The 23397-nt window shown below is 63.5% G+C and carries 12 protein-coding genes; 7 read left to right on the top strand and 5 right to left on the bottom strand.

The window, feature by feature from the left end:
* The first annotated feature begins 191 nt into the window (after positions 1 to 191).
* Positions 192 to 12455: a filamentous hemagglutinin family protein gene (locus tag SFY93_RS22300; RefSeq protein ID WP_320444618.1), complete on the top strand. Its 12264-nt coding sequence runs from the start codon at positions 192 to 194 to the stop codon at positions 12453 to 12455.
* 223 nt (positions 12456 to 12678) lie between these two features.
* Here SFY93_RS22300 and SFY93_RS22295 read toward each other — a convergent pair whose 3' ends face one another.
* Both SFY93_RS22295 and SFY93_RS22290 read right to left on the bottom strand, forming a co-directional pair.
* Positions 12679 to 12828: a hypothetical protein gene (locus SFY93_RS22295; protein WP_320444617.1), complete on the bottom strand. Its 150-nt coding sequence runs from the start codon at positions 12826 to 12828 to the stop codon at positions 12679 to 12681.
* Positions 12829 to 13736: 908 nt separating this feature from the next.
* Entirely contained in the window at positions 13737 to 14435 is a 699-nt protein-coding gene (locus SFY93_RS22290; RefSeq protein WP_320444616.1) for a hypothetical protein, read from the bottom strand.
* Positions 14436 to 14584: 149 nt separating this feature from the next.
* Between SFY93_RS22290 and SFY93_RS22285 the strand changes: the two genes are divergently transcribed.
* Both SFY93_RS22285 and SFY93_RS22280 read left to right on the top strand, forming a co-directional pair.
* On the top strand, positions 14585 to 15712 hold the full coding sequence (locus SFY93_RS22285; protein WP_320444615.1) for a serine hydrolase domain-containing protein: 1128 nt from the start codon (positions 14585 to 14587) through the stop codon (positions 15710 to 15712).
* A 511-nt stretch (positions 15713 to 16223) separates the two neighbouring features.
* Positions 16224 to 16391 (top strand): hypothetical protein, encoded by a 168-nt coding sequence (locus SFY93_RS22280; protein WP_320444614.1) that lies wholly within the window; start codon positions 16224 to 16226, stop codon positions 16389 to 16391.
* 30 nt (positions 16392 to 16421) lie between these two features.
* On the opposite strand, the gene SFY93_RS22275 is transcribed toward SFY93_RS22280, so the two are convergent.
* From SFY93_RS22275 to SFY93_RS22265, 3 genes are all read right to left on the bottom strand, one after another.
* Positions 16422 to 17036: a hypothetical protein gene (locus tag SFY93_RS22275; protein ID WP_320444613.1), complete on the bottom strand. Its 615-nt coding sequence runs from the start codon at positions 17034 to 17036 to the stop codon at positions 16422 to 16424.
* A 120-nt stretch (positions 17037 to 17156) separates the two neighbouring features.
* Positions 17157 to 17888, bottom strand: a complete 732-nt coding sequence (locus tag SFY93_RS22270) for a YkgJ family cysteine cluster protein (RefSeq protein ID WP_320444612.1) — start codon at positions 17886 to 17888, stop codon at positions 17157 to 17159.
* 84 nt (positions 17889 to 17972) lie between these two features.
* On the bottom strand, positions 17973 to 18644 hold the full coding sequence (locus SFY93_RS22265) for a TetR/AcrR family transcriptional regulator (protein ID WP_320444611.1): 672 nt from the start codon (positions 18642 to 18644) through the stop codon (positions 17973 to 17975).
* Between the two features lie 269 nt (positions 18645 to 18913).
* Between SFY93_RS22265 and SFY93_RS22260 the strand changes: the two genes are divergently transcribed.
* The 4 genes from SFY93_RS22260 (at position 18914) to SFY93_RS22245 (ending at position 23338) form a co-directional block, all read left to right on the top strand.
* Entirely contained in the window at positions 18914 to 20149 is a 1236-nt protein-coding gene (locus SFY93_RS22260; RefSeq protein ID WP_320444610.1) for an acyl-CoA dehydrogenase family protein, read from the top strand.
* Positions 20150 to 20171: 22 nt separating this feature from the next.
* Positions 20172 to 21233 (top strand): phosphotransferase family protein, encoded by a 1062-nt coding sequence (locus SFY93_RS22255; RefSeq protein WP_116661769.1) that lies wholly within the window; start codon positions 20172 to 20174, stop codon positions 21231 to 21233.
* 119 nt (positions 21234 to 21352) lie between these two features.
* Entirely contained in the window at positions 21353 to 22264 is a 912-nt protein-coding gene (locus SFY93_RS22250) for a DMT family transporter (protein ID WP_320444609.1), read from the top strand.
* Positions 22265 to 22426: 162 nt separating this feature from the next.
* The gene (locus SFY93_RS22245) at positions 22427 to 23338 is read left to right on the top strand and encodes a DMT family transporter (RefSeq protein WP_320444608.1); all 912 of its coding nucleotides are present in this window, start codon (positions 22427 to 22429) and stop codon (positions 23336 to 23338) included.
* The last annotated feature ends 59 nt before the right edge of the window (positions 23339 to 23397 follow it).

Genomic DNA, 23397 nt, shown 5'->3' with positions numbered 1-23397 from the left:
TGCAGCGATAGAGCTGCCGATGCTGGGCGCGGATATTGATGTTGTTCTCCTTGGTCCCTTCTAACGAACGGTCTCGGTTCGACTTCGGTCGCGCCGTATGAGGGGCAATCATGGCGTCGCACATCAATAGAATGCAGGCTTTCTCGCGTCGCGGCGTTTTGCTGACCACGGTCAGCGCGATGGCGCTCCTGATGTCTGCGTCATTGGTTCATGCGCGTTCCATGAACGGCGGCAGCAGCGGCGGTGCGGTGTCGGCGCCGAATATCGCGTCGGATGCCGCAGCGCAGGCGGCGCAGCAGGCGGCAGCGGCCGCGCGGCAGTCGCAAAATTCACTCGCACGCGCTGCACGTGCCGTGCAGGAGATGCAGGGCGTGCAAGCGGCGGCGCGGGCTGCGGCTGCCGCGCGGCAGACTTCGATGGCGGCGCCGGTCAGTGTGCCGAACGGCATTGGCGCCGGAGGCTTGCTGCCGAACATGCCGGAAGGCTGGACCGGCGCCAATGCGCCGACGCAAAGCGTGGATGGATCAGGCCAGACCCAGGTCGGTATCCGGCAGACCACGCAGCAGGCGATCTTGAATTGGCAGAGCTTCAATGTCGGCGTGCGCACCACGCTGACTTTCGACCAGCAGGGGCAGTCGAATTGGGTCGCGCTCAACCGCGTCAATGCAGCCACGGCGCCGAGCCAGATCCTCGGCAATATCAAGGCCGATGGTCATGTCTATATCATCAACCAGAGCGGCATCATTTTCGGCGGCAACAGCCAGGTTAATGTCGGGTCGCTGATCGCGTCGACGGCCGATATCGCCGATAGCCAGTTCCGTGCCAACGGCATCTACAGCACGCAGACCGGCAACATCTATGCCCCGAGTTTCACCGCAGCAGGCGGCAAAGTCGTGGTCGAAGCCGGCGCATCGATCGCCACGCGCACGCCGTCGTCGGTGACGTCGGGCGGCGGCACTGTGTTGATGATCGGCAGCGAGGTCGAGAATGCCGGCAGCATTTCGACGCCGAAGGGCCAGACCTTGCTCGCAGCCGGCGACAGTTTCATTCTGCGCCGCGGTTTCGGCACCGAGGGCAACGCGACATCCACGACGCGCGGCATCGAGATCTCGACCGCCATCGGAAACACGCGCGGCAGCGTCCGCAACAGCGGTGTGATCTTCGCCCAGCAGGGCGACATCACGCTGGCCGGACGCACGCTCACGCAGAGCGGCGTGTTGCTGTCCACCAGTTCCGTCAATACCCGCGGCACCATCCACCTGGCCAATTCGGCGGCGGATCGCCAGGGCAGCGTCACACTGGGCGCCGGCAGCGTCACTGCGATCCTGCCCGAACTCGACAGCAGCGAGACCGCGCTCGACAGCCAGCGCGATGCGCTGATCGCTTCGTCGGCGGCAGCCAATCTGCTGCGCGCCGGCAGTGCCGCGGGGGCGTTCGACAATCTGTCGATTCTGGCGGACCGCCAGGACCAGTCCCGCATCGAGATCGTCACCGGCGGTGTGGTCAATTTCCAGAACCGGTCGCAGACCATGGCGCAAGGCGGCCAGGTCGCCGTGAGTGCCGGCACGCGCGTCTTTGCCGAAACCGGCTCCAGCATCGACGTCTCCGGCGTGCGGGGCGCTGTGCGGCCGATGTCGGCCAATCAGGTACTGGTCAACGTCCAGGGCAACGAACTCAGGGATTCGCCTGTAAATCGTGACAGCGGCGCGCTGATCAACAAGAATGTCTGGATCGACATCCGCGATCTCGTGCTGCTGCCGGCAGGCACGGGCGGCTATGCCGGCGATCGCTACTACACCAAGGGCGGTCTGCTCGAACTCGGCGGTTATCTTTCCAACACCGCGCACAAGATCGGCGAATGGACGGCGCTGGGCGGCACCATCACGCTGGCGGCACCGGACGTCATCGCGCAGGCGGGCGCAAAGTTCGATATCTCCGGCGGTTCAGTGAGTTACGATGGCGGCCGGATCTATTCGACCAAGCTGATCGGCTCGGACGGTCGCATTTATAGTTTCGACAATGCGCCGGCCGATATGAAATTTATCGGCGCTGCCGGCGGCTTTGTGCGTCAGCATAATATCCAGGGCAAGGTCGCCGACTCGCTGACCGAAATCTGGAGCACGGTGTTCGATCGTTCGTCGTCCTGGCGCTACGAGGCCGGCTATACCGTGGGCCGCGATGCCGGACGGCTCAACCTATCGACCCCGACCGCCATGTTCGAGGCTGATATCATCGCCGACGTCATCGCGGGCGAGCGCCAGAACAGCGCGCGCGCCGCGAATGTCGCCGACAACTACAAGCAGGTACAGAATGCGTCGCCGCGGGCCGGCACGCTGGGGGTCGGGCAATATACGGCGCTCGGCCAACCCGATCTCCACAACAGCGATGTCCGGATCGGAGATTTCCCGGTCGTCACGACGGCGCTCGGTGTGGCGGACGTTCTGTCCGCGGGCCGTGTCAACACCGTGTGGCTCGATGCCCAGCATCTGTCCGAACAGGGCCTCGGCGGCCTGCAGATCGGCACCCGCGGGACCATCACCATCGACGGCGATCTTACGTTTGCCAATGGCGGCGCGCTCGGTCTCATTGCGCCGATCGTCGATATCAAGGCCGATATCACGGCCCATGGCGGTTCGATCGACGTCACCAATGTCTTCACCTCCGCAGCCTTGGGCACTGTCAATCTCGCATCGAACGGGACGTCGCGGATCGCGGTGCGCGCGGGCTCGGTGCTCGATCTCAGCGGGCTCCGCGGCGACGGTATCAATGCCTCCGAACTGAACGCGTTTGCATATCTCGATGGCGGCTCGGTCTCGCTGCGATCGAGCCGCGATGTCGTGCTTGAAGACAAGACGCTCATCGATGTGTCGTCGGGCGCCGGAATGCTGCGCACCGGAAAGATCCAGGGCGGCCGGGGCGGCTCTGTCACGCTCAGGGCCAATCTCAACGGCGCGGATTCGACGGGCGACCTGACCCTTGCCGGCGACGTGCGCGGCTATGGCATGAACGGTGGTGGCGGCTTGACCCTGCAGACCGATCGCGTCGCGATCGGTGCAGCCTCCGATATCACCGCCGGCACGCTGGCGCTGGCGGCGAATTTCTTTTCCAAGGGATTCGGATCTTACACGATCATCGGCAACCGCGGCGTGACGGTGGCTGACGGTGCGATCGTGGATGTCACGATGCCGGTCTATCGTCTCGCATCGGATCAGGCGTCCGCGAGCCTCGATGTCTGGACGCCGCCGGTTTACATCGCCAATAGCGTGACGGGCGCACTGACCCAGCGTGGCGGCGCCAGCCTGACGCTGCGGGCCGGCAACAACCTGTTGCTGGCGAGCGATCTGCCGTCGGTCGATCTGAGCATTGGCAAGAATGCGGCGATCAATGTCGATCCCGGCAATGCCATCACGCTGAGCAGTGCCGGCCAGTTGACGGTGGACGGTTCGCTGCACGCGGCAGGTGGCAGCATTGCGCTGAAGACCATCGATTTGATCACGACCGAGGCCGACAAAGTTGCGGCCACCACCAATAGCCGTTCGATCTGGATCGGCGAGGGCGCACGGCTGGATGTGGCGGCACAGGCCGTGACTACCCACGATGCGCGCGGTCGACGCTATGGTGTGGTCGCCAATGGCGGCAGCATCGTCATTGGCGGCGAGATCGACGGCGCGCTCGGGCAGGCGACGTCCTCGAATAACTTCGTCGTGGTGCGGCCCGGTGCTGTGCTCGATGCATCGGGCGCCGCGGCAACGCTCGACATTTCCGGGCGTGGCGCGGTCGATGTCGCCAGCAATGGCGGCAGCATTTCGCTGGTGTCCAACAACGGCTTGTTCCTGGACGGCACCATGATCGCCCGTGCGGGTGGTGCCGGCGCTGCCGGCGGCAACCTCAATGTCTCGCTGCAGATGCCCGAATATCGCATCCAGACCTATGATCCGGTGAGACTGCCGCTTGCCGACCCGGCCTACCGGGCACTGCGCCAGATCGTGCTCGCCGATCTGCAGGGCGACTCGGTATTGAGCGCCGGACTTCAGGCCGGTGCGGCCGATCCGGCCTTGGTCTATGGCTACGGGCGGCTTGGCGCCGACACCGTGGCGCGTGGCGGCTTCGATAGTCTATCGGTGATGAGCAGCGCCATCGGCTTCGACGGCAATGTCAGCCTGCGTGTCGGGCAGAGCCTGAATCTCTACAGCGACATGATGATGCCGGTCGTCGGCAGTGCGCAGGATGCGCGGATCTCGCTGGCGGCCGCCTATGCGCGATTGGCGCAGATCAACTATGTCTACAAGGAGCCGGATGCGCAGAAGTCCCGTACCCCGGTCTTCACCGCAGCGCCGACGCGCTACGACGTTCGATTCAACGTCGAAGCGAATCTGATCGACATTCGCGACACCGTAAATCTGACGTTCGGACAGACGCGCCTGGCAAGCACCGGCGACTTGCGCTTCCTGCAGGGCGTGCGGCCGGTGCCCGGCGTGCCGGTCGTTGGCGCGATCACCACGTCGCTGCTCAGCCCCGGCAGCATCACCCTGCGCGCGGCGCAGGTCTATCCGGCGACCGGCACGGTCGCGCAGGTCCAGGTCGGGCAAAACACCGTGACTGGCGTGATCGGCTACGATCCCGCACGAATTCTGCGCATCGAGGCGACCTCGGCCGAGATCCCGACGGTGCCGTATTCGGTGTTCGGCGACCTGACCCTGGCGGCCGCCTTTGTCGAGCAGGCCGGCGTCGTTCGCGCGCCGCTCGGCAAGCTGACGATCGGCACCGGCCAGTACGAGGGGGCGAACTCCACCCGCGTCAGCTTGCTGGCGGGCAGCCTGACCTCGGTGAGCGGGCGTGGCCTCGTGATGCCCTATGGCGGGACGGTCGACGGGTTGAGCTACCAATATAACGGCAAGGACGTGACGTTGGTCGGCGCGGGTGGGGCGGGCTCCACGACCTTGCTGATCGGCATCGCCTTGGGCGGCAAGAGCGCCATCGTCGATTCCGGTGCGGTGCTGGACCTCTCCGGTGGCGGCAATCTCACCGGTGCGGGCTTCATCAGCGGTCGCGGCGGTTCGGTCGATATCCTGCGCACGTCATTCCGCAACGCCAACCCCGCGAATGTTTTCAGCGCCTCGGGCAATGCGGTCTATGCGATCGTCCCGAATTTCAAGGGCGACTATGCCCCCGTCGGCGCGGATGCCGGCGCCGGCAATCCGCTGGTCGGGCGCCAGATCACGCTGGATGGCAGCACACCCGGACTGCCGGCCGGCACCTACACATTGATGCCATCGACCTATGCTTTGCTGCCAGGTGCATTCCGCATCGAGATCGGCGCACAGCAGTCACGCACTGCCCTCGCCGGGGCCAATCCAGTCGCCAACGGCTCGTACCTCACAGCTGGCATGCTCGGCTTTGCCAACACCGCCATCCGGGACAATCTCGCCAGTCAGGTGGTGCTGACGCCGTCCGCCGTGGTTCGCAGCTTTTCGCAATATAACGAGATCGGCTACGCCGACTATGCGCTCGCCGACGCGGTGAAGCGCGGCGTGCCGCGGGCGATGTTGCCGGTCGATGCCCGCAGCCTGGTGCTGGACCTCAATCCGGGCGCAGGGATCGACGCGCTGCGCTTCAACGGCACGGCGCGTTTCGATGCGGCGAGCGGCGGCTATGGCGGCGCGGTCATGCTCGCCACCCGCTCAGGTGGCGGCTACGATGTCGAGGTTGTCGCCGGCGGCGCGACCGCCACGGCCGGATTCCAGGGCGTGTCGATCGACTCATCGATGCTCAACGCGCTTGGCGCCTCGCGTATGGTGATCGGCGGAATCCAGTACGTGCTGTACGGGCAGGGCGGCCGGCTAGTCGATAGTTACGACATGACGCAATACATCTATCTCCGTCAGGGGTCGTTGCTGTCCGCGCCGGAGGTTTTCCTGATGGCCAACAGCGGGAACTACTTGACCGGATCGGGGATCGTCATCGAGCAGGGCGCCCATATCAATACCATCGGCAGGGGTGCGGCGGCCTACGATTCGCGGGATGGCTACGTCTACGCTGCGACCGGCAACCAGGTGATGGTCTCCAACGGCATGCTCGATCTGGTGCCGAACACGGCGGCGGCGAATACGGTCCTGGCCAGCGGCGTGCGCATCGGCGTCTGTGACAGCGGCAATTGCAGCGGTCAGACCGAAATCTATTCCGAAGGCACCATCGCGCTGGTAACTCCGAACCAGTTCCAGCTCGACGACGCCGTGCGTTACGGCACCCGCAATCTCACGCTTTCGGTCAGCCGGATCAATCTCGGCGACAGCGCCGTGTTGATTGACGCGGCGACGCGCAACATCCTGCCGAGCGGGCTGTCGATGAACCAGTCGCTGCTCGATCGCCTGCTGCGCGGCGATACACGATATGGCGCGCCAGGGCTTGAGACGCTGACGCTGTCGGCGTCCAATGCCGTCAACATTTTCGGCACCGTCACGCTGGACACCGTCGATGCCGCCACCGGCAAATCGACGCTCGCCAATCTCGTGCTCAGCACTCCGGCGATTTACGGCGCCGGCGCCGCCGGCGATGTCGCCACCATCCGCACCGGCAATTTCATCTGGCGGGGATCGACGCTGGCGCCGGGCGAACTCGTTGCCAATGGCGCGGGCACTGGCAGCGGCACGCTGAACATCGCCGCCGATCGCATCGTGTTCGGCTACGGCGCCAATTCGCACCCGACCGGCAACGATATCGACGGCCGACTGGCGCTCGGCTTCGCCAATGTCAATCTGTCGGCCAGCGACCGCGTCAGCGCCAACCAGCAGGGCAACCTGTCAGTGTATCAATCGCGCGGAGTCTATGTCGCCGGGCAGGGCTACAGCTACAGCGGCGGCAATCTCACCATCGCGGCGCCTTTGGTGACCGGCGAGGGCGGTTCGGTCAACAGCATCACCGCGGGCGGCGCACTGCGGCTGGTCGGCGCTGGCGCGGCCGGCGCGGTCGCGACCGACGCGCTCGGCGCGCAACTGACGCTGAGCGGCAACAGCCTCACGCTCGATACCGCGATCGTACTGCCGAGCGGCAAGCTGACGCTAAAGGCCAGCAACGACATTATCCTGACCGGCGCGTCGCGGATCGACGTTGCCGGCCGCGAGGTCGTGTTCAACGATGTCAGCAAATATAGCTGGGGCGGCGACGTCACGCTCGACAGCAGCACCGGCAACATCCGTCAGGCGGCGGGTTCGGTGATCGATCTCTCGGTGCGCTTCAACAATGCCGGCAGCCTGACCGCGATCGCACTTGATGCTGCGGCCGGCACGGTCGATCTGCAAGGTGCGATCCTCGGCACCACCGAGGGCCGCTACGATGCTGGCGGCACGCTGGTGCCGTATCGCGGCGGCAGCGCCACCGTGCGCGCGCAAAATCTCGGCGACTTCGCCGCGCTCAATGCGCGGCTCAATGCCGGCGGCGTCTATGGCTCGCGCAGCTTCCAGATCAAGCAGGGCGATCTCACCATCGGCAACGAGTTGAAGGCCAATGAGGTCAACGTCTCGCTCGACAACGGGCGTCTCACTGTGGTGGCCACCATCGATGCCAGCGGCGAGAGCGTCGGCACCATTCGCCTCGCTGCGAAGAACGGCCTGATCCTGACGGGATCGGCCGTGCTCGATGCCCACGGCACGGTGCTGCGCGTCGACAGCTACGGCAAGATCATTGACAGCCCGAACCGCGCCATCGTCGAACTCAGTTCGGGCAATGGCCGGCTGACACTGGCGCTGGGCGCCCGCATCGATCTGCGGCACGGCACCAATGCGGCGGTGGGCTCGGCGGCGGGACAGAACGACGGTCTTGCTCGCGGTACGCTGGAGCTGAACGCGCCGCGGATCGGCAGCAGCGGCAATGTCACCGATCCCGACGCGCCGACCTTCGGCGATATCGATATCGATGTCGGCGGCATGCCAATCATCCAGGGCGCGCGCTCGATCGCCGTCAACGCGATGCGCAGCTACGACGATGCGCCTTACGCAGCGGATCCCGCGGCCAACGGGCGGCTCTATCAATTCATCAACCAGACGTGGCTCGACGGCAAACATGCGGACAGCGAAGCGTTCATCAATGCGGCGCGCGGCAATGCCACGCTTGTCGACGGCAAGCTCGCGGGTCTCAATAATGCAACTTATCGCGATGCCTTCCATCTGCGGCCTGGCGTCGAAGTCGTCAGCAAGACGCCGGATGGCGATCTCGTTGTGCAGGGCGATCTCGACCTGTCCGGTTACCGCTATGCCAGCCTTAACCCGCATTCACCGCTCACCGGCATCGCCGGAGACGGCTCGGGCGAAGCGGGCGCGCTGACGCTGCGCGCCGGCGGCGATCTCACCATTTACGGCAGCATCAATGACGGCTTCACAGCGCCGCCGGCGACGCAGGACGACAAGGGGTGGCTGCTGCTGCCCGGCGTGGAATTCACCGGTGCGGATATCACCATCCCGCGCATCGGCGTGATCCTGGCAGCCGGCACCAAATTCGGCAGCGGCAAGACGTTGAACTTCGATCTGCCGCTGCAAGCGTCGAGTTTCGACGCGGGCACGGTGATCCCCGTGGGAAGCTCGTTAAGCGCGCCGATGAACCTGGCCGCAGGAACCGTGCTGAGCGCCAATGTGCGCGATCAATTCGGCATGTTGCTGTTCGCGGCGGGTTCGATCGTCATTGCGCCCGTCACGCTTCCGGCCGGCACGCAGTTCGATGCCGGCATGAAGCTGCCGGGGTCCGCGTCGCTGGCGGCGATGATCTGGCCGAAGGGTGTCGCGCTGCCCGTAGCGGGCACGCTGAGCAGCGATCTCGCGCTGCCGCTTGGCGCGGTGCTGCCCTCGGGCACCAATGTCCTGCTGCCCGGCGGCTTGACGTCGGTCGACTTGCGGCCCGGTGCGGCCGGCAAATTATACGCCGTGGCGGCGATGCTGCCGGAAGGTTCGCAGTCGTGGTCGGTGCGGCTGGTGGCCGGCGCTGATACTGGCGCGGCCGACAGCCGGCTGATCAATCCGAGCGCGAAGCATGGCAATCTGGTGCTCGCCGACAATCACTACGGACTATATGGTAAGCCGACCCCCGAGAGCATCCTCCTGACCTATTATGGCTGGGAGAGCTACATCGCCGACGGTGACCCCGCGGATTATGTCGGCAAGCCGGTCGACTATGATTACTTCGGGACCACCATTTGTTCGGACGATCCGATGGTCTGCGAATTGTCCGCCAATCCCACCTTCGACTATCTGCCCGGGAGCACGCGTTTCAGTGTCGTTCGAACAGGTGCGGCCGACCTTGACCTCATCGCATCCGGCAATGTGCAAATGGGCACGCTGTACGGCGTCTACACCGCCGGCACGTCGTCCACGACGACCAGCGCCAGCGATCCGTACAATCTGCCGCGCGCCAGGAAAGCGTCGGGCACGGTGCTCGGCGACCTGAACGGAGGCTACGAGAAATTCGTCGATGGTGGGGCGGACAGCCTGGCGCGCGCCTGGTATCCGACCGGCGGCGGCAACCTGACGATCAAGGCTGGCGGCGATCTCACCGGCAATCTGATGACCTTGCCGGTCTACACGAACGGGCCCAACCGCCCGAATACGCAAGATATCGGCTACAACAGCGCGGCGATCAGCAACTGGTTGTGGCGGCAGGGCACCGGCTCCACGCTCGGCGGCGGCGCCGATCAGGCAACCGCCTGGTCGATCAATTTCGGCACTTACGTCGCCCCGTCGATCCTTGGCGTCAGCCGGGCCGACACATTGGTCGGCTTCACCGGTTTCGGCACCCTGGGCGGCGGCAACCTCCGCGTCGATGTCGGCGGCAATGCCGGCATCGTCACGCTGATGGGCAACAACAACATCACGTCGACCGGGGTGGACGTCCAGGATCAGTTCTCCAACCAGCGCACCCAGGGTCTCGTGCTCGCCGTGGGCAGCACTGGCCGGGTCGGCGCCGATGGCAGCCTGACGCTGACCGGCGGCGGCGACCTCGACCTGCAAGTCGGCGGCAAGCTGAACCCGGCCTCGCTCTACACCAACAGTGCCTTCAACGGCACCGTCACCAATCTGCGCGGCGACACCCAGATCGCTACAGGTTCGCTGGGCATATTGAGCCCGACCTATGGCGTCCAGCCGCTCGAACAGTCGCCGCGCGAAACCCGGGCCTTTGATCCGTTTACGTCAACGCGGGCATTGGCCTTTGGCGGGTTGTTGCTGGCGCCCGGCGATTCGACCTTTACGCTGAACAGCGGCAGCGACCTGGTGCTGTCCGGCGCCAGCGATCCCGGCCGCATTACCACGGTCGTCGATGCACCCTATGGGCGCGACGGCGCGGCCGGCGGCACCAGCTGGTTCTCGCTATGGACTAACCATAGCGCTATCAACCTGTTCTCCGCGGGTGGCGACCTGGTGCCGCTCAGCCTCGGCGCCGTTTTACCCTCCACCGACTCGGCGGTCATGTTTCCGTCGATCCTCACTGCGGTCGCGGCTGGCGGCAGCTTCTACTACGGCAATGCGATCTCCGATCGCTCCGCCCCGGTCACGACCGTCTACGCGCCGCTGCTGCTGGCGCCTTCGGCCAACAGCAAGCTCGAATTCCTGGCCTCGGATTCGATCTATTCAGGAGGCTTTACGGTTGCGCGGAGCAGTGCGTCGGCGTCGTCGCTGGCGACGCCGTTCCGCCCGGCTTTCACCGTGGTTGACGCGGTCACTGGCGGGACCAAGTTCAGCAATCTGTCGGCGACCGGCAACGTGGCCTATGAGAGCCAGGGCATCCTTCCATTGTTTGCCTTCGGGCCCAACACCGCGACTGCGGAATGGGGCGATCTCGATCCGGCGCGGTTCTACGCCGTCAGCGGTGATCTCGTCGGCGTCAGCAGCGGCCGCACCGTGACGTTTGCGGACAATGATCCGACGCGGGCCGGACAGGTCTGGTATCAGGGCGCGGGCCCGGTACGCATGATGGCCGGGCGCGACATCGTCGGCAGCGGCACCGCGCTCGGCGCTACCGAGGACGGGCTGGGCGGGAGCTACCGCACCTACTTCTCCTCGACTGGCAACCTGTTCGTGCACAATTCCGAGACCGATGTCTCGCTGGTGCAGGCCGGACATGACATCATCTATAGCAGCTTCAATATCGGCGGCCCCGGCATGCTGCAGATTTCCGCGGGTCGCAACATCCTGATGGATGACAAGGCCAGCGTCGTCTCCGTAGGCCCCGTGGTTGCGGGCGACAACCGTCCCGGCGCCAGCGTTGCGATGCTGGCCGGTATCGGCGCCAAGGGGCCGGATTACGACGCGCTGCTGCGCTATCTCGATCCGGCTAATCTGGTGCCGGCGGGCACGCCGCTCGAAGGCTCGGGCAAGGTCGCCAAGACCTATGAGAAAGAACTCGCAGCGTGGCTGCAGCAACGCACCGGCTTTGCCGGGACCGCTGCCGAAGCCCGCGCCGCGTTTGGTGCTTTGGCACCGGAGCAGCAGCAGATCTTCCTGCGCCAGGTCTATTTCGCCGAACTCACCGCCGGCGGCCGCGAATATAACGACGTCACCAACACGCGCTACGGCAGCTATCTGCGTGGCCGTGCCGCCATCGCAGCGCTGTTCCCCGTTGCCGCGGACGCGTCGGGCGATATCACCATGTTCGGCGGCTCCGGCGTGCAGACCCTGTTCGGCGGCGACATCCAGATGTTGACGCCATCAGGCAAGCTGGTGGTCGGCGTCGAAGGCATCGCACCGCCTGCGACCGCCGGCCTGGTGACACAGGGCACGGGCAACATCCAGATCTACAGTCAGGGCAGCGTGTTGCTCGGCCTGTCGCGCATCATGACGACGTTCGGCGGCAATATCATCGCATGGACGGCGGGCGGTGACATCAATGCCGGCCGCGGCGCCAAGACGACGGTAGTGTATACGCCGCCGAAGCGCGTCTATGACAAATACGGCAACGTGACGCTGTCGCCGACGGTGCCGTCGTCGGGCGCCGGCATCGCCACGCTCAATCCGATCCCGGAAGTGAAGGCGGGCGATATCGACCTGATCGCGCCGCTCGGCACCATCGATGCAGGCGAGGCGGGTATCCGCGTCTCCGGCAACATCAATCTGGCCGCGTTGCAGATCGTCAATGCCGCAAATATCCAGGTCCAGGGCTCATCGACGGGCATCCCGACCGTGCAGGCGCCGAGCATCACGGCGGCGCTGTCGAGTACCAACGCGACGGCAGCGACGCAACAGACTGCGACACCCACGCAGGCCACCAACAACAATCCGTCGGTGATCATCGTCGAAGTGCTGGGGTATGGCGGCGGCGGCGAACCGAATGAGGACGATAACAAGCGCAATCGGCCGCGCGAGGACAAGCGCGCGCAAAATCCGGCAAGCCCTGTGCAGGTTCTCGGCGCGGGCAGACTCGAACAGGCAGCGATAAATCGACTGACGCCAGATGAACGAAGGCGTCTGGTGCAGTAAGTCAGGGATCGCATGCATGTTGAAGGCGAATGGTCGATCGTTATCCCCACGGCAACAGCGCCAGTTCGCGGTCGCCGTCGGCGTTGCGTACGACCGGCGCCATATAGTCCGGACAGATGCCCGGTCCAAGGCAGGTTGCCGGAGCTGTCCTGCTCGACCTTGAACAGCTTCCGAATGGCGGCCCGGTTCTTGGTCATCGAATAGACATTGCACATTTGGCTATTCAGATTTTCGTGCGGTCTTTGTAAGAGGCGATAATGGCTTGAATGGCTTCGTCGCTCGAAATCTTGCCGTCAGCCACGTCGTTCGTTCGTGAAACAGCCGCGGTGACGAGGTGACTTCGATGCGTGCCGACGACTCGGAGATCGCTCATGAGTCTCGCAAGACCATTCCGACAAAGAGAAATTCTGTAGTAATCTCAATCGCCCAAAGGGCTGCAAAATGTCGGAATGAGTGTTGAAAACACTGCCGAAATTCGAAAGACTTCCAAGCTGAATACGAGGGTTCGATTCCCTCTACCCGCTCCAGCCCCTAAAGCAAAAATCACCGCAGATTCAGTTGCGTGCGCTGGGTATTCAGATTTTTGCGCCTGAGATGGCCTTGCAAAATTGACAGCCATCCATAGGTTGATGCTGCCCTTCGGGGCACGCAGGTCGCACATAGCAAAAATCGCACAGCACACAAACAGTTCAGCAAATCAGCAACGCGCGCAAAACAGTCAGACAGCAAACCGATCAACGCAGAACAGCAAACAGCAACAAAAATCTTAAAATCAGCAAACAGCAGCAAAAATTCAGAGATCGATGACAACGAGGGCCGTCTTTCGGCCGAAGACACGAGGCCCAGAACTACTCACTGCATGATCATGCTGCCGACTTAACAGTCTGTGGCCACGGACCCAGAACATAGGCTAATCATGTTCAAGGTTCGTTTTGAAGTGACCGCAGATCTGCAGGCAATCCTCCGTATGGTTGTCTTGCTCGTTCTGCTTCTGACTTAACGGAAAGCGCGGGAGGGAGACTTCCCGCGCTTTTTGTTGAGCGCAAGCCCCGGTGTCTGCTGGCGCTTGCCTAGCGCCAAACCCCGATCAAAGTGATCGTTACCAGCGCGAGTGCGAACAGTAGAATAATGGCAAGATTGCCTTCGGCCGCAGCCTCCAAAAGGAACGGGATTCGCACTTTTAGTTTGGGTTTGTTTGCCATGGCTCGACTGCGAAATGGTGGGTTCGCGCGGACGATGCCCGGTCCATCACCGTTGCGCACGTACAATCGCGCGCAACACTCACTCTCTAGGCTTACCTAGTGGACGCAGCTTGCCGTCCTTGTCGAACCATTTGGCATAAACGTCTCGTTCTTGCTCGAACTCTCCTGGCTCAAACCAACGCTTGACTGTACTTGGCGCTACTCCAAGCGCTTCACCAATAATTTTGAATGTGGGATTGACGCCTCGCGCCATAAGCTGTCCAGCTATCAGTCCAGCGTTTTGTTTGTTCTGCCGGATTTCTCCCTCTTTCTCGTAATGCAAGTTGGATCCACCCAGCCGCTCTCGCATAAGAACGATGAGGTCACGTGGAATCGTCAGGTCATCATTCCAGCTGAGCGCATCGAGTGAGCAGCAGATTATCCAATCGATCAGCTTGTCTGGGATAGCTAGCCCACGTCGGATCAGGTGGGTTTCGCCATCGGCGGCGATCTCGCGCGCCTCGATGATCTTCTCCATAAGCCGAAGAGCCATTTCGCTGATCGTGTCCTGATCAGCATCAAGGATACCTCCGAGCAGTTCGGGATCGATGCCGTATTTAGCTAGTTCTTCGCGCATGTAGAACATCGACTCGAACCCGCCGATCGTGCTGACCTCAATCTCAGCTTCCGGATTTCCGCGCCGAAGCCTCACGTAATTCTCTATCGTACGGTCTGCTTTGTATTCCTTCGTGATCTCATTGAAGCCGCCACCTTCGTTTGATCCGAAGTTCCGAGACATCCCAAATCCTCTCACATGCCAAGGTCCGCTCAACGGCAATCGCTAGTCTAATCCGAATGAGTGGCCTCATGCACGTCTCGATAGCTTGCCGCCGCGCTCCATCCGGTCAATAACCGCAGCTCACTACCCAAACCGAGCCCGATATCCCCATGACAGAGTCACGTTATTTCCCGGCCAGCGCAAACGCCTGGGACAAGATCGATCCCCACACCGCCGGCTACGCCCCTGACAAACTCGCGTCCGCGGTCGCCTTCGCGCAGGCCAATGAAACGCCGTGGCCGCGCGGGTTCTATTACGATGACGGCCGCTATGCGCCGAATGTGGACTGGAACGAGACCGGGCCATGGAGCGCGGTGCTGGGGCCGGTCAAGGAGCGCGGCGGGTCGGCGGGCATGGTGCTGCAAGCTGGTCGCGTGCTGGCGTCGTGGGGCGATATCGCGCGGGCGGATATGACCTTCTCCATCGCCAAGAGCTATCTCGCGGTGTTGACGGGGCTCGCACTGGATGACGGGCTGATCGGTGCTATTGACGAGCCCGTGGGCCAGCGCGTGCCGGGGTCGCTGTTTGCCGATGCGCATAACAGCAAGGTCACCTGGCGACATCTCCTGGAGCAGACCAGCGAATGGCGCGGCGAGCTGTTCGGTAAGCCGGACCAGATCGATCACAACCGTCTGGTCGCGCCGAATGCCGACAACAGCCGCAAGGGCGAGCTGCGCGAACTGCAAACGCCGGGCAGCTTCTACGAATATAACGATGTGCGCGTGAACCTGCTGTCGCTCTGCCTGCTGAATCTGTTCAAGCACCCGCTGCCGGATGTGCTGCGCGCTCGCATCATGGATCCGATCGGCACGTCCAGGAACTGGAGCTGGGTCGGCTATGACAATTCCTTCGTCGAGATCGACGGACAGCGGATGCAGTCGGTGCCGGGCGGCGGCCATTGGGGCGGCGGCATGTTCATCGGCGCGGAGGACCATGCGCGCTTCGGCCTGTTGATGGCGCGCGGCGGCGACTGGAATGGAAAGCGACTGCTCTCGCAGAGCTGGGTCGATGCGATGTGGACGCAGTCGTCCCAGCAGCCGAATTACGGCTTCCTGTGGTGGTTGAACCGCGGGCCGCATGCCAACAAGAGCGCGCCGGACACCGCCGTCTATGCGCTCGGCGCCGGCGGCAACATGATCTGGATCGACCGCGACGCCGAGATGATCGCGGTGACGCGGTGGCTCCCCAGCGCGAAGGCGCCGGAGTTCATCCGTCAGTTGATCGCGGCGCGGATCTAGGACGCTTCCGTTCGGACGTGGACCTTTAAAGCTCGCACCTTGGTGGTGCCGCGCAAGGGAGGCAACGCAGGCGGGGCTTTGCGGGATAGCGCATTCTTCCGCTTCCGGATGAGCCGCTGCTCGGCTTCCGCGTCGTTTTATCTCAAGCCGATTCCGGTCGTGAGATAAACGGCGATCAGGAAGGCGCAACCTGCCAGTGGCAGGGCAATCAAACGTAAAATTTGTGCTTCCGAAATCATCTGAGGCACCTATGTCGGCAGCTTCGATGGGAAGATGGCAGTTTATGCTTAATGCGCGGTAAATAGCTCCTCCCGCCAGTCGTTGCGTCCGGCATCGAGCAGGGCCCGTATCAACCCGTCATCTCGTCCAGCAGTGCCTGCGCCAGTCCCTTCTGCGCATCCGGCAACTGATCGCGGCGCGGATCCAGGACGCTCCCATTCAGAACGCAGACGTCGCCTCCCATGCAACGGATTGCACGGGGCCGCGTTGGCTTGCAAAGGGAGGCACCAGCATGAATGTTCGCAAGCCAGCGGAGCGGGCCCCGGAAGGTCCGGGCGAAAAGCCGGACCCGCTCACGATTCTCGGCGACCATCCCGCTCCGGGGGATCAGTTCGGCGGCGGCGACATCTGCTCGCCGGAGGCAGAGCCTCCGACCGACGACGACAAACCGCTCGACTGATCCCCCGGCGCAATGCGCGCTTCGCGCGGGCTACATCGGCGGCACGACGCCATTGGTGCCGGCGACCACGTTGCCGGTGGAGAGCGTTCCGTCGTCCGCCTTCTGCGACGGCACGAACACGGTCATGCCCGGCTTCAGGTCACCTTGCGCGGCAGCCGCAAAGGTCACGACTGTCGTGTCATCCGCGACCGAGATGGTCTTTTCCTTGCCGTGGAAGGTCACCGTGACGTTGCGGCCGTCCACGTCCTTGACGGCGTTGGTGACGGTGGCGTTGGTCATCGTGCTGTTCGGCTTCAGATCCCAGGGATAGCTGCCTTCGCCGGTGCCCTTCATGCCGGCCGGGAAGATCAGGACTTCGAGGGCGCCGTCGCCGCCGCGCGACTTGGGCAGCGAGGCGATGCCGACGAAGTCGCCGGGCTTGATGTCGTTGAGCGAGGCCTTGGCGACGCCGGTGACTTTCCAGTTGTCGTTCAGCTTGATCGCGGTCGAATTGCCCTCGCGGGTTTTGACCGTCAGCTTCGCGCCGTCGACACTCTCGACCGTGCCGCGCACGCGCACCGTCTCGGCTGCGCTTGCGGCGGAAATGGTGGCTGCACTCAGCAGGGCAATGCCCAGCCCGGTGATTACAGCAGAAAACGCTCTCATATTTCGTCCTTTCACGTAACGCTCTGGCGTGGTGCCGATAGCGTTACGTTCGGGGATCGCGATGATTACGTAGGCGAGGATCACGGTGCGGTGATCGGAAGGCGCTGTGTTCCTGCAGTCTTACTTCTGCGCGGCGAGCTGCTGGTCGGGGGAGGTCGCTGTGTCCAAAGGTGTCATCTCATCCAACAGCGCCTGCGCCAGCTCCTTCTGCGCATCCGGCAGCCCGCGATTGCGCGCGGCCTGCTCCAGCGCGAAGGTCGCTTCCATGTGGATGCGGAAATGCGCGGCGTTCTGCTCGACGCCGGTGCCTTCAGGCACGTCGCCGAACACCACGTCATGGCAGCGCGCCACCGAGCGCGAGGTGAAGGCGCGGCAGGAGAGAGGGCGGACCTCGTAGACCGTGCAGCGATTGTCCGATCCGAGCAGCGCGCAGCGCATGCGAAGCTTCATGACGTCGGCGGCATCGCGTGCGGCAGTCGCGGCGACTTCGAGGCGGCCGCGGAGTGCCTGCTGTTCGTCCGGCGTAAAATGCGCAGCGATATGTTTGGCCATCACCGTCGCGGTGCCGGGCGGCACCTGGACGTAAAGGTGACAGCAGGCGGCGCAGCCGCTGGTGCAGGCATTGCCGGGCTGGTTCGGGATGTTGTCGCGAAAGCTTGCGGTGGCGGCGTCCGCAATGGCGGTCGCATCGCGGGCGGCGTCTGCGATGCTGTCCGCCTGTTCGAAGGCGACGCCATAGGCCGCGCGCAGATTGCCGAAGATGCCTTCATAGCGGCCGGACAGCGAGCGCATCAGCGTGCCCACTTCCGCGATATTGTCCGACACGAAGTCGATGGCGTCCTGTGCGCTCATGCTGGGGTCCCGATCCGCTCCCGTCCTACGCCGCGAATCGGCGGGACGTCACGAGCAATCTCAAGTGGAACCGGGCTTTACCGTTCAGGCGCGCGCCTTGGTCTTGGCCGGTTCCTTCGCGGGTGCCCTGGCCGCGCGGCCCGTCAGCGCCATGACAGCGACCGCAGCGACGCGGTCGGTGATCGCCTGCACATCGTTGAGGTCGCATAATCCGTCGGACATGCGCGTCAGGCGTTCGCTGTCGCGGATGGTCTGGTGCGCCATGGCCAGCGCGAAATGCAGCGCCCAGAAGATATCCGCTGGGTCCTGATCGGGCAGGGACCGGCGCATCGCCGCGGCGAAGCGCTTGAGGTGATCGACCTCGCGGTTCTTGATCTTGCGGATCGGCGGCACGGATTCGATCGAGGCGCGGATCATGAAGCGCGCGGCGTCCGAGCGCTGCTTCTCGGGGCCGAGGCAGCCGCGCAGCGTGGGGCCGACGAGGGCGGCAAAGATCGCATGGATATCGGCGCGGCCGTCGCCGGCTTCTTCCGCCGCCTTCAATTCACGCAGGCGCTCGCGATTGGTGGCGAGGCTGCGCGTCACGAACAGTTCGGCGATCAATTCGTCCTTGCTGCCGAAATGATAATTCACCGCCGCGAGATTGACGTCCGCCGCGGCGACGATGTCGCGCATGGTCACATCCGCGAAGCCGCGTTCGGCATAGAGCCGTTCGGCTGCGGTGATGATCGCCGTCCGTGTGTGGTCTGCTGCCATGCGATCGTCCTGATCAAAACGGTCCTTTTGCAACATGGCCCCATGCAAGCGGCGCGGATTGGGGTCATTGCATTTCAAACGCGTGTATGAAACTATCGTTTGAGCGTCGGGAAATGTCAATGTGCGCCTGATGGCATATTGCATCTGCTCAACGCCATCGCCCCCGCGCGGATCTGTGCCGCATCAGCAGAGACAAATTTGCTCTTGCGGTGATCCAGCGACGGGACAACAGTGCCGCCAACAATTCTAAAAAACGCGAGGATCGCCCCATGGATTTCAATATGTCGGACCGCCAGCGCGAATGGCTCGAGCGCGTGTCCTCCTTCATGACCAAGCATGTCCGCCCCGCCGTGCCGATCTATCGTCAGCAGGACGAAGCGGGCGAGCGCTGGAAGGTGATCCCGATCGTCGAGGAATTGAAGAAGAAGGCGAAGGCCGAAGGCCTGTGGAACATGTTCATGCCGCCGTCGTCGCATGAAGACGACGAATTCCACGGCGCGGGACTGAGCAATCTGGAATATGCGCTGCTCGCCGAGCAGATGGGCCATATCAGCTGGGCCTCGGAAGTGTTCAACTGCTCCGCGCCGGACACCGGCAATATGGAAGTGTTCATGCGCTACGGCTCGAAAGAGCATAAGCAGAAGTGGCTGAAGCCGCTGATGAACGGCGAGATCCGCTCCGCCTTCCTGATGACCGAGCCGGATGTCGCCTCGTCGGACGCGACCAATATCGAGACCTCGATCAAGCGCGACGGCGACGAATACGTCATCAACGGCACCAAGTGGTGGTCGTCGGGCATGGGCGATCCGCGCTGCGCCGTGATGATCGTGATGGGCAAGACCGATCCGAGCGCGGCGAAGCATCAGCAGCAGTCGCAGATCCTGGTGCCGCGCGATGCCAAGGGTGTGACAATCGAGAAGATGCTGCCGGTGTTCGGCTTCGACGATGCACCGCACGGCCATGCGCGGGTGAAGCTGGACAATGTCCGCGTTCCCGCCAGCAATATCCTGCTCGGCGAAGGCCGCGGCTTCGAGATCGCGCAGGGCCGTCTCGGTCCGGGCCGCATCCATCACTGCATGCGCACCATCGGCAAGGCCGAGGAAGCGCTGGAGAAGATGGTGCGCCGTCTGTCGTCACGCACGGCCTTCGGCAAGAAGATCATCGAATATTCGATCTGGGAGCAGCGCATCGCCGAAGCCCGTACCGATATCGAGATGAACCGTCTGCTCTGCCTAAAGGCGGCCGACATGATGGACAAGGTCGGCAACAAGACCGCCCAGCTCGAAATCGCGATGATCAAGGTCTCCGGCCCCAACATGGCGCTGAAGATCATCGACAACGCGATCCAGGCTTACGGCGCCGCCGGCGTGTCCGACGATGCGGGTCTCGCGCGTGACTATGCGTCGATGCGCACCATGCGTCTCGCCGACGGTCCGGACGAGGTGCACAACCGTGCCATTGCGCGGCTCGAACTGCGCAAGTATGCCAATGAGGCAAAGCACTAAGAAACGCTAAGCGGAGACTGACGTGACCGATGGTGTGAAGCGCGACGACGAGTATAACGGCACGAGGCCAGTGGAGGAGCGGCATCGCTTCGACGAGATGAGCCTCGAGGCCTGGATGCGCGAGCATGTGGAAGGCTATGAGGGACCGCTGACGGTCCTGCAGTTCAAGGGCGGACAAAGCAACCCGACCTATCGGCTGAATACGCCGAAGCAATCCTACGTGATGCGGCGCAAGCCGTTCGGCAAGCTTCTGCCATCGGCGCACGCCGTCGATCGCGAATACAAGGTCATCGCGGCGCTCGGCAAGCAAGGCTTCCCGGTCGCCAAGGCCTACGCACTCTGCACCGATGACAATGTCATCGGTTCGGCGTTCTACATCATGTCGATGGAAGACGGCCGGATCTTCTGGGATCCGGCGCTGCCGACGGTGCCGAAGGAAGATCGCCGCGCGATCTTCACGGCGAAGATCGAGACGCTGGCGCAACTGCACAGCTACGATCCCGAAAAAATCGGGCTCGGCGATTTCGGCCGTCCCGGCAATTACTTTTCCCGTCAGGTCGATCGCTGGACCAAGCAGTACCGCGCCTCCGAGACGCAGCTCATTCCGGAAATGGAACGGCTGATCGAATGGCTGCCGACGTCGGTTCCAGAGCAGGAGCGGGTGTCGGTGGTGCATGGCGACTATCGCATCGACAACATGGTGTTCCATACGACGCAGCCGAAGGTGCAGGCGGTGCTCGACTGGGAGTTGTCGACATTGGGCGATCCGATGGCCGACTTCACTTATCTTTTGATGCAGTGGATCATGCCGGGCCTCGACGGGCTCGATTTCAAGGCGCTCAACATCCCGACTATGGATGAAGCCGCGAAAATCTATTGCGAGAAGGCCGGCCGCAAGACCGTGCCGGATCTGAACTGGTACTATTGCTACAACCTGTTCCGGCTCACCGGCATTCTGCAGGGCATTGCCGGCCGTGTTCGCGATGGCACCGCGTCGTCGGCCAAGGCGATGGAATCCGCCAAGCGCACCGTTCCGCTGGCGCAGGCGTCGTGGAAATACGCACAGCTCGCCGGCGCGAAATAAACGATTGAAGAGGCGCGACCGATTGGGGATCGCGCCTCTTTCATGATCGCTTTAGAGATGCCCCGCCAAGAGGGCCGGCCGCAGCAAGTGCTGCTGCGTCGATCGACCTGGAAACGCACTTGTCTCTCTCTCCCAATCTTCGCGGCAGCGTGCTGATGGCCACGGCCATGGCCGGCTTCAGCCTCAACGACGCGCTCACGAAATTCCTGACGCTGCACATGAACTTCGGTCAGGTGATGCTGGTGCGGGGTCTGTTCGCCGCCGTGCTGATCGGCGCGCTCGCCACCCAGCAGAAGGCCCTGCGTCCGCTGCGTATCCTGTTCGTCCCGTCTGTGGCGCTGCGCGTATTCGGCGAGATCGGCGGCACCGTGACTTTTCTGGCGTCGCTCGCACATCTGCCCCTTGCGAACGTATCGTCGATCTTTCAATCGCTGCCACTCGCGATCACGCTCGGTGCGGCACTCATCTTCGGTGAGCAGGTGGGCTGGCGGCGCTGGCTGGCGATCGCTGCGGGCTTCGTCGGCGTTCTCATTGTGGTCCGGCCCGGCATCGAGGGCTTCAACCAGTTTTCGCTGCTGGCGCTGTTGTCGGTCGCGTTCTGTACCGTGCGCGATCTCGCGACCAAGCGCATTCCGACCGAAATCCCTTCACTGTTCGTCACGTTTTTGACGACGATCGTTGTGACGATCGTCGGCGCCATCCTGCTCGTTCCGCTGGGCGGCTGGACGCCACCCTCGAACCGGTCGCTCGGCCTGCTGGCGCTCGCCGCTGTGCTGGTGCTGATTGGATATCAGTGTGTGATCCTGGCGTTGCGCGCCGGCGATATCTCCGCTGTTGCGCCGTTCCGGTACTCGCAACTGCTGTGGGCCATGTTGCTTGGCTACCTCGTGTTCGGCGATGTGCCGGACGGCCCGATGGTTCTCGGCGCGTCGGTGATCGTGCTGTCCGGTCTTTATGCGTTCCATCGCGAGCGTGTTCGCAACCGGTTGCCGGCGGCCAGTGCGCCGAGCATGCCGCCGGATGGGTTGTAGGCTTGGCGCCCGGCCATCAGTCCGGCGCACAGTGAATGGCAGGGACGCGTGAGCCATCTGGCTCGCACGTCCGTCTTCGTGCACATGAGGCGCAATCATTTGGCCTGAGTCTTGCTCCTTTCGGAGCCTGTCTGCTCTGACCGTAACTCACCCAGGATTGTCTTGCCTCTCTCTCCCAATCTGCGCGGCAGCCTGCTGATGGCTGTCTCCATGGCAACCTTCAGTGTCAACGACGCCATTGCCAAGTTCCTCACCGTGCAGATGCATTTCAGCGAGGTAATGATGCTGCGCGGGCTGTTCGCCAGCGTCATGATCGGTGCGCTGGCGGTGCATCAGGGCGCGCTACGGCCTCAGCGGTTGCTGTTCGTGCCGTCAGTGGCGCTGCGCATCTCCGGGGAGATCGGCGGCTCGGCGCTGTTCCTGGTCGCGGTCAGCGCGTTGCCGCTCGCCAATGTGACCGCCATCGTTCAATCGCTGCCGCTGGTGATGACCTGTGGCGCCGTGCTGATCCTGGGCGAGCCGGTGGGATGGCGGCGATGGCTGGCGATTGCCGCGGGCTTCATTGGCGTGCTGATCATCGTGCGGCCGGGCGCCGACGGGTTCAGCCAGTTCACTTTGGTGGCGCTGCTGTCCGTGTTGTTCTACGCCACGCGCGATCTCGTCACCAAACGCATCCCGGCCGAAATTCCCACGCTGTTCGTCACCTTTCTCACCGCCGTTGCGGTGACTCTGGCAGGGGCAGTGTTCACGCTGCTGCACGGGGACTGGACTGCGCTATCGTTTCATTCGCTCGCTTTGCTGGCGCTGGCGGCAGTGATGACGCTGATCGGATTCCAGTGCGTCATCCTCGCGCTGCGCGTCGGCGATGTCTCGTCGGTCGCGCCGATGCGTTATTCGCAGATGCTCTACGCGATGCTGCTGGGCTATCTGGTCTTCGGTGACGTGCCCGACGCCATGATGGTGCTCGGCGCGAGCGTGATCGTGCTGTCCGGCATCTACACATTCCACCGCGAGCGCGTGCGCGACCGCTTGCTGGCGACGAATTCGTCGAACGCTCCGCCTGACGGATTGTGACTGTCTGCGTTATTTCTTGACTGCGATCCGATACGCAGCGATGGCATGGCGCCGCAATC

This window comes from Tardiphaga sp. 42S5, assembly GCF_034044155.1.
GTDB lineage: Bacteria > Pseudomonadota > Alphaproteobacteria > Rhizobiales > Xanthobacteraceae > Tardiphaga > Tardiphaga robiniae.
This window is presented reverse-complemented; position numbering and strand designations above follow the sequence as displayed.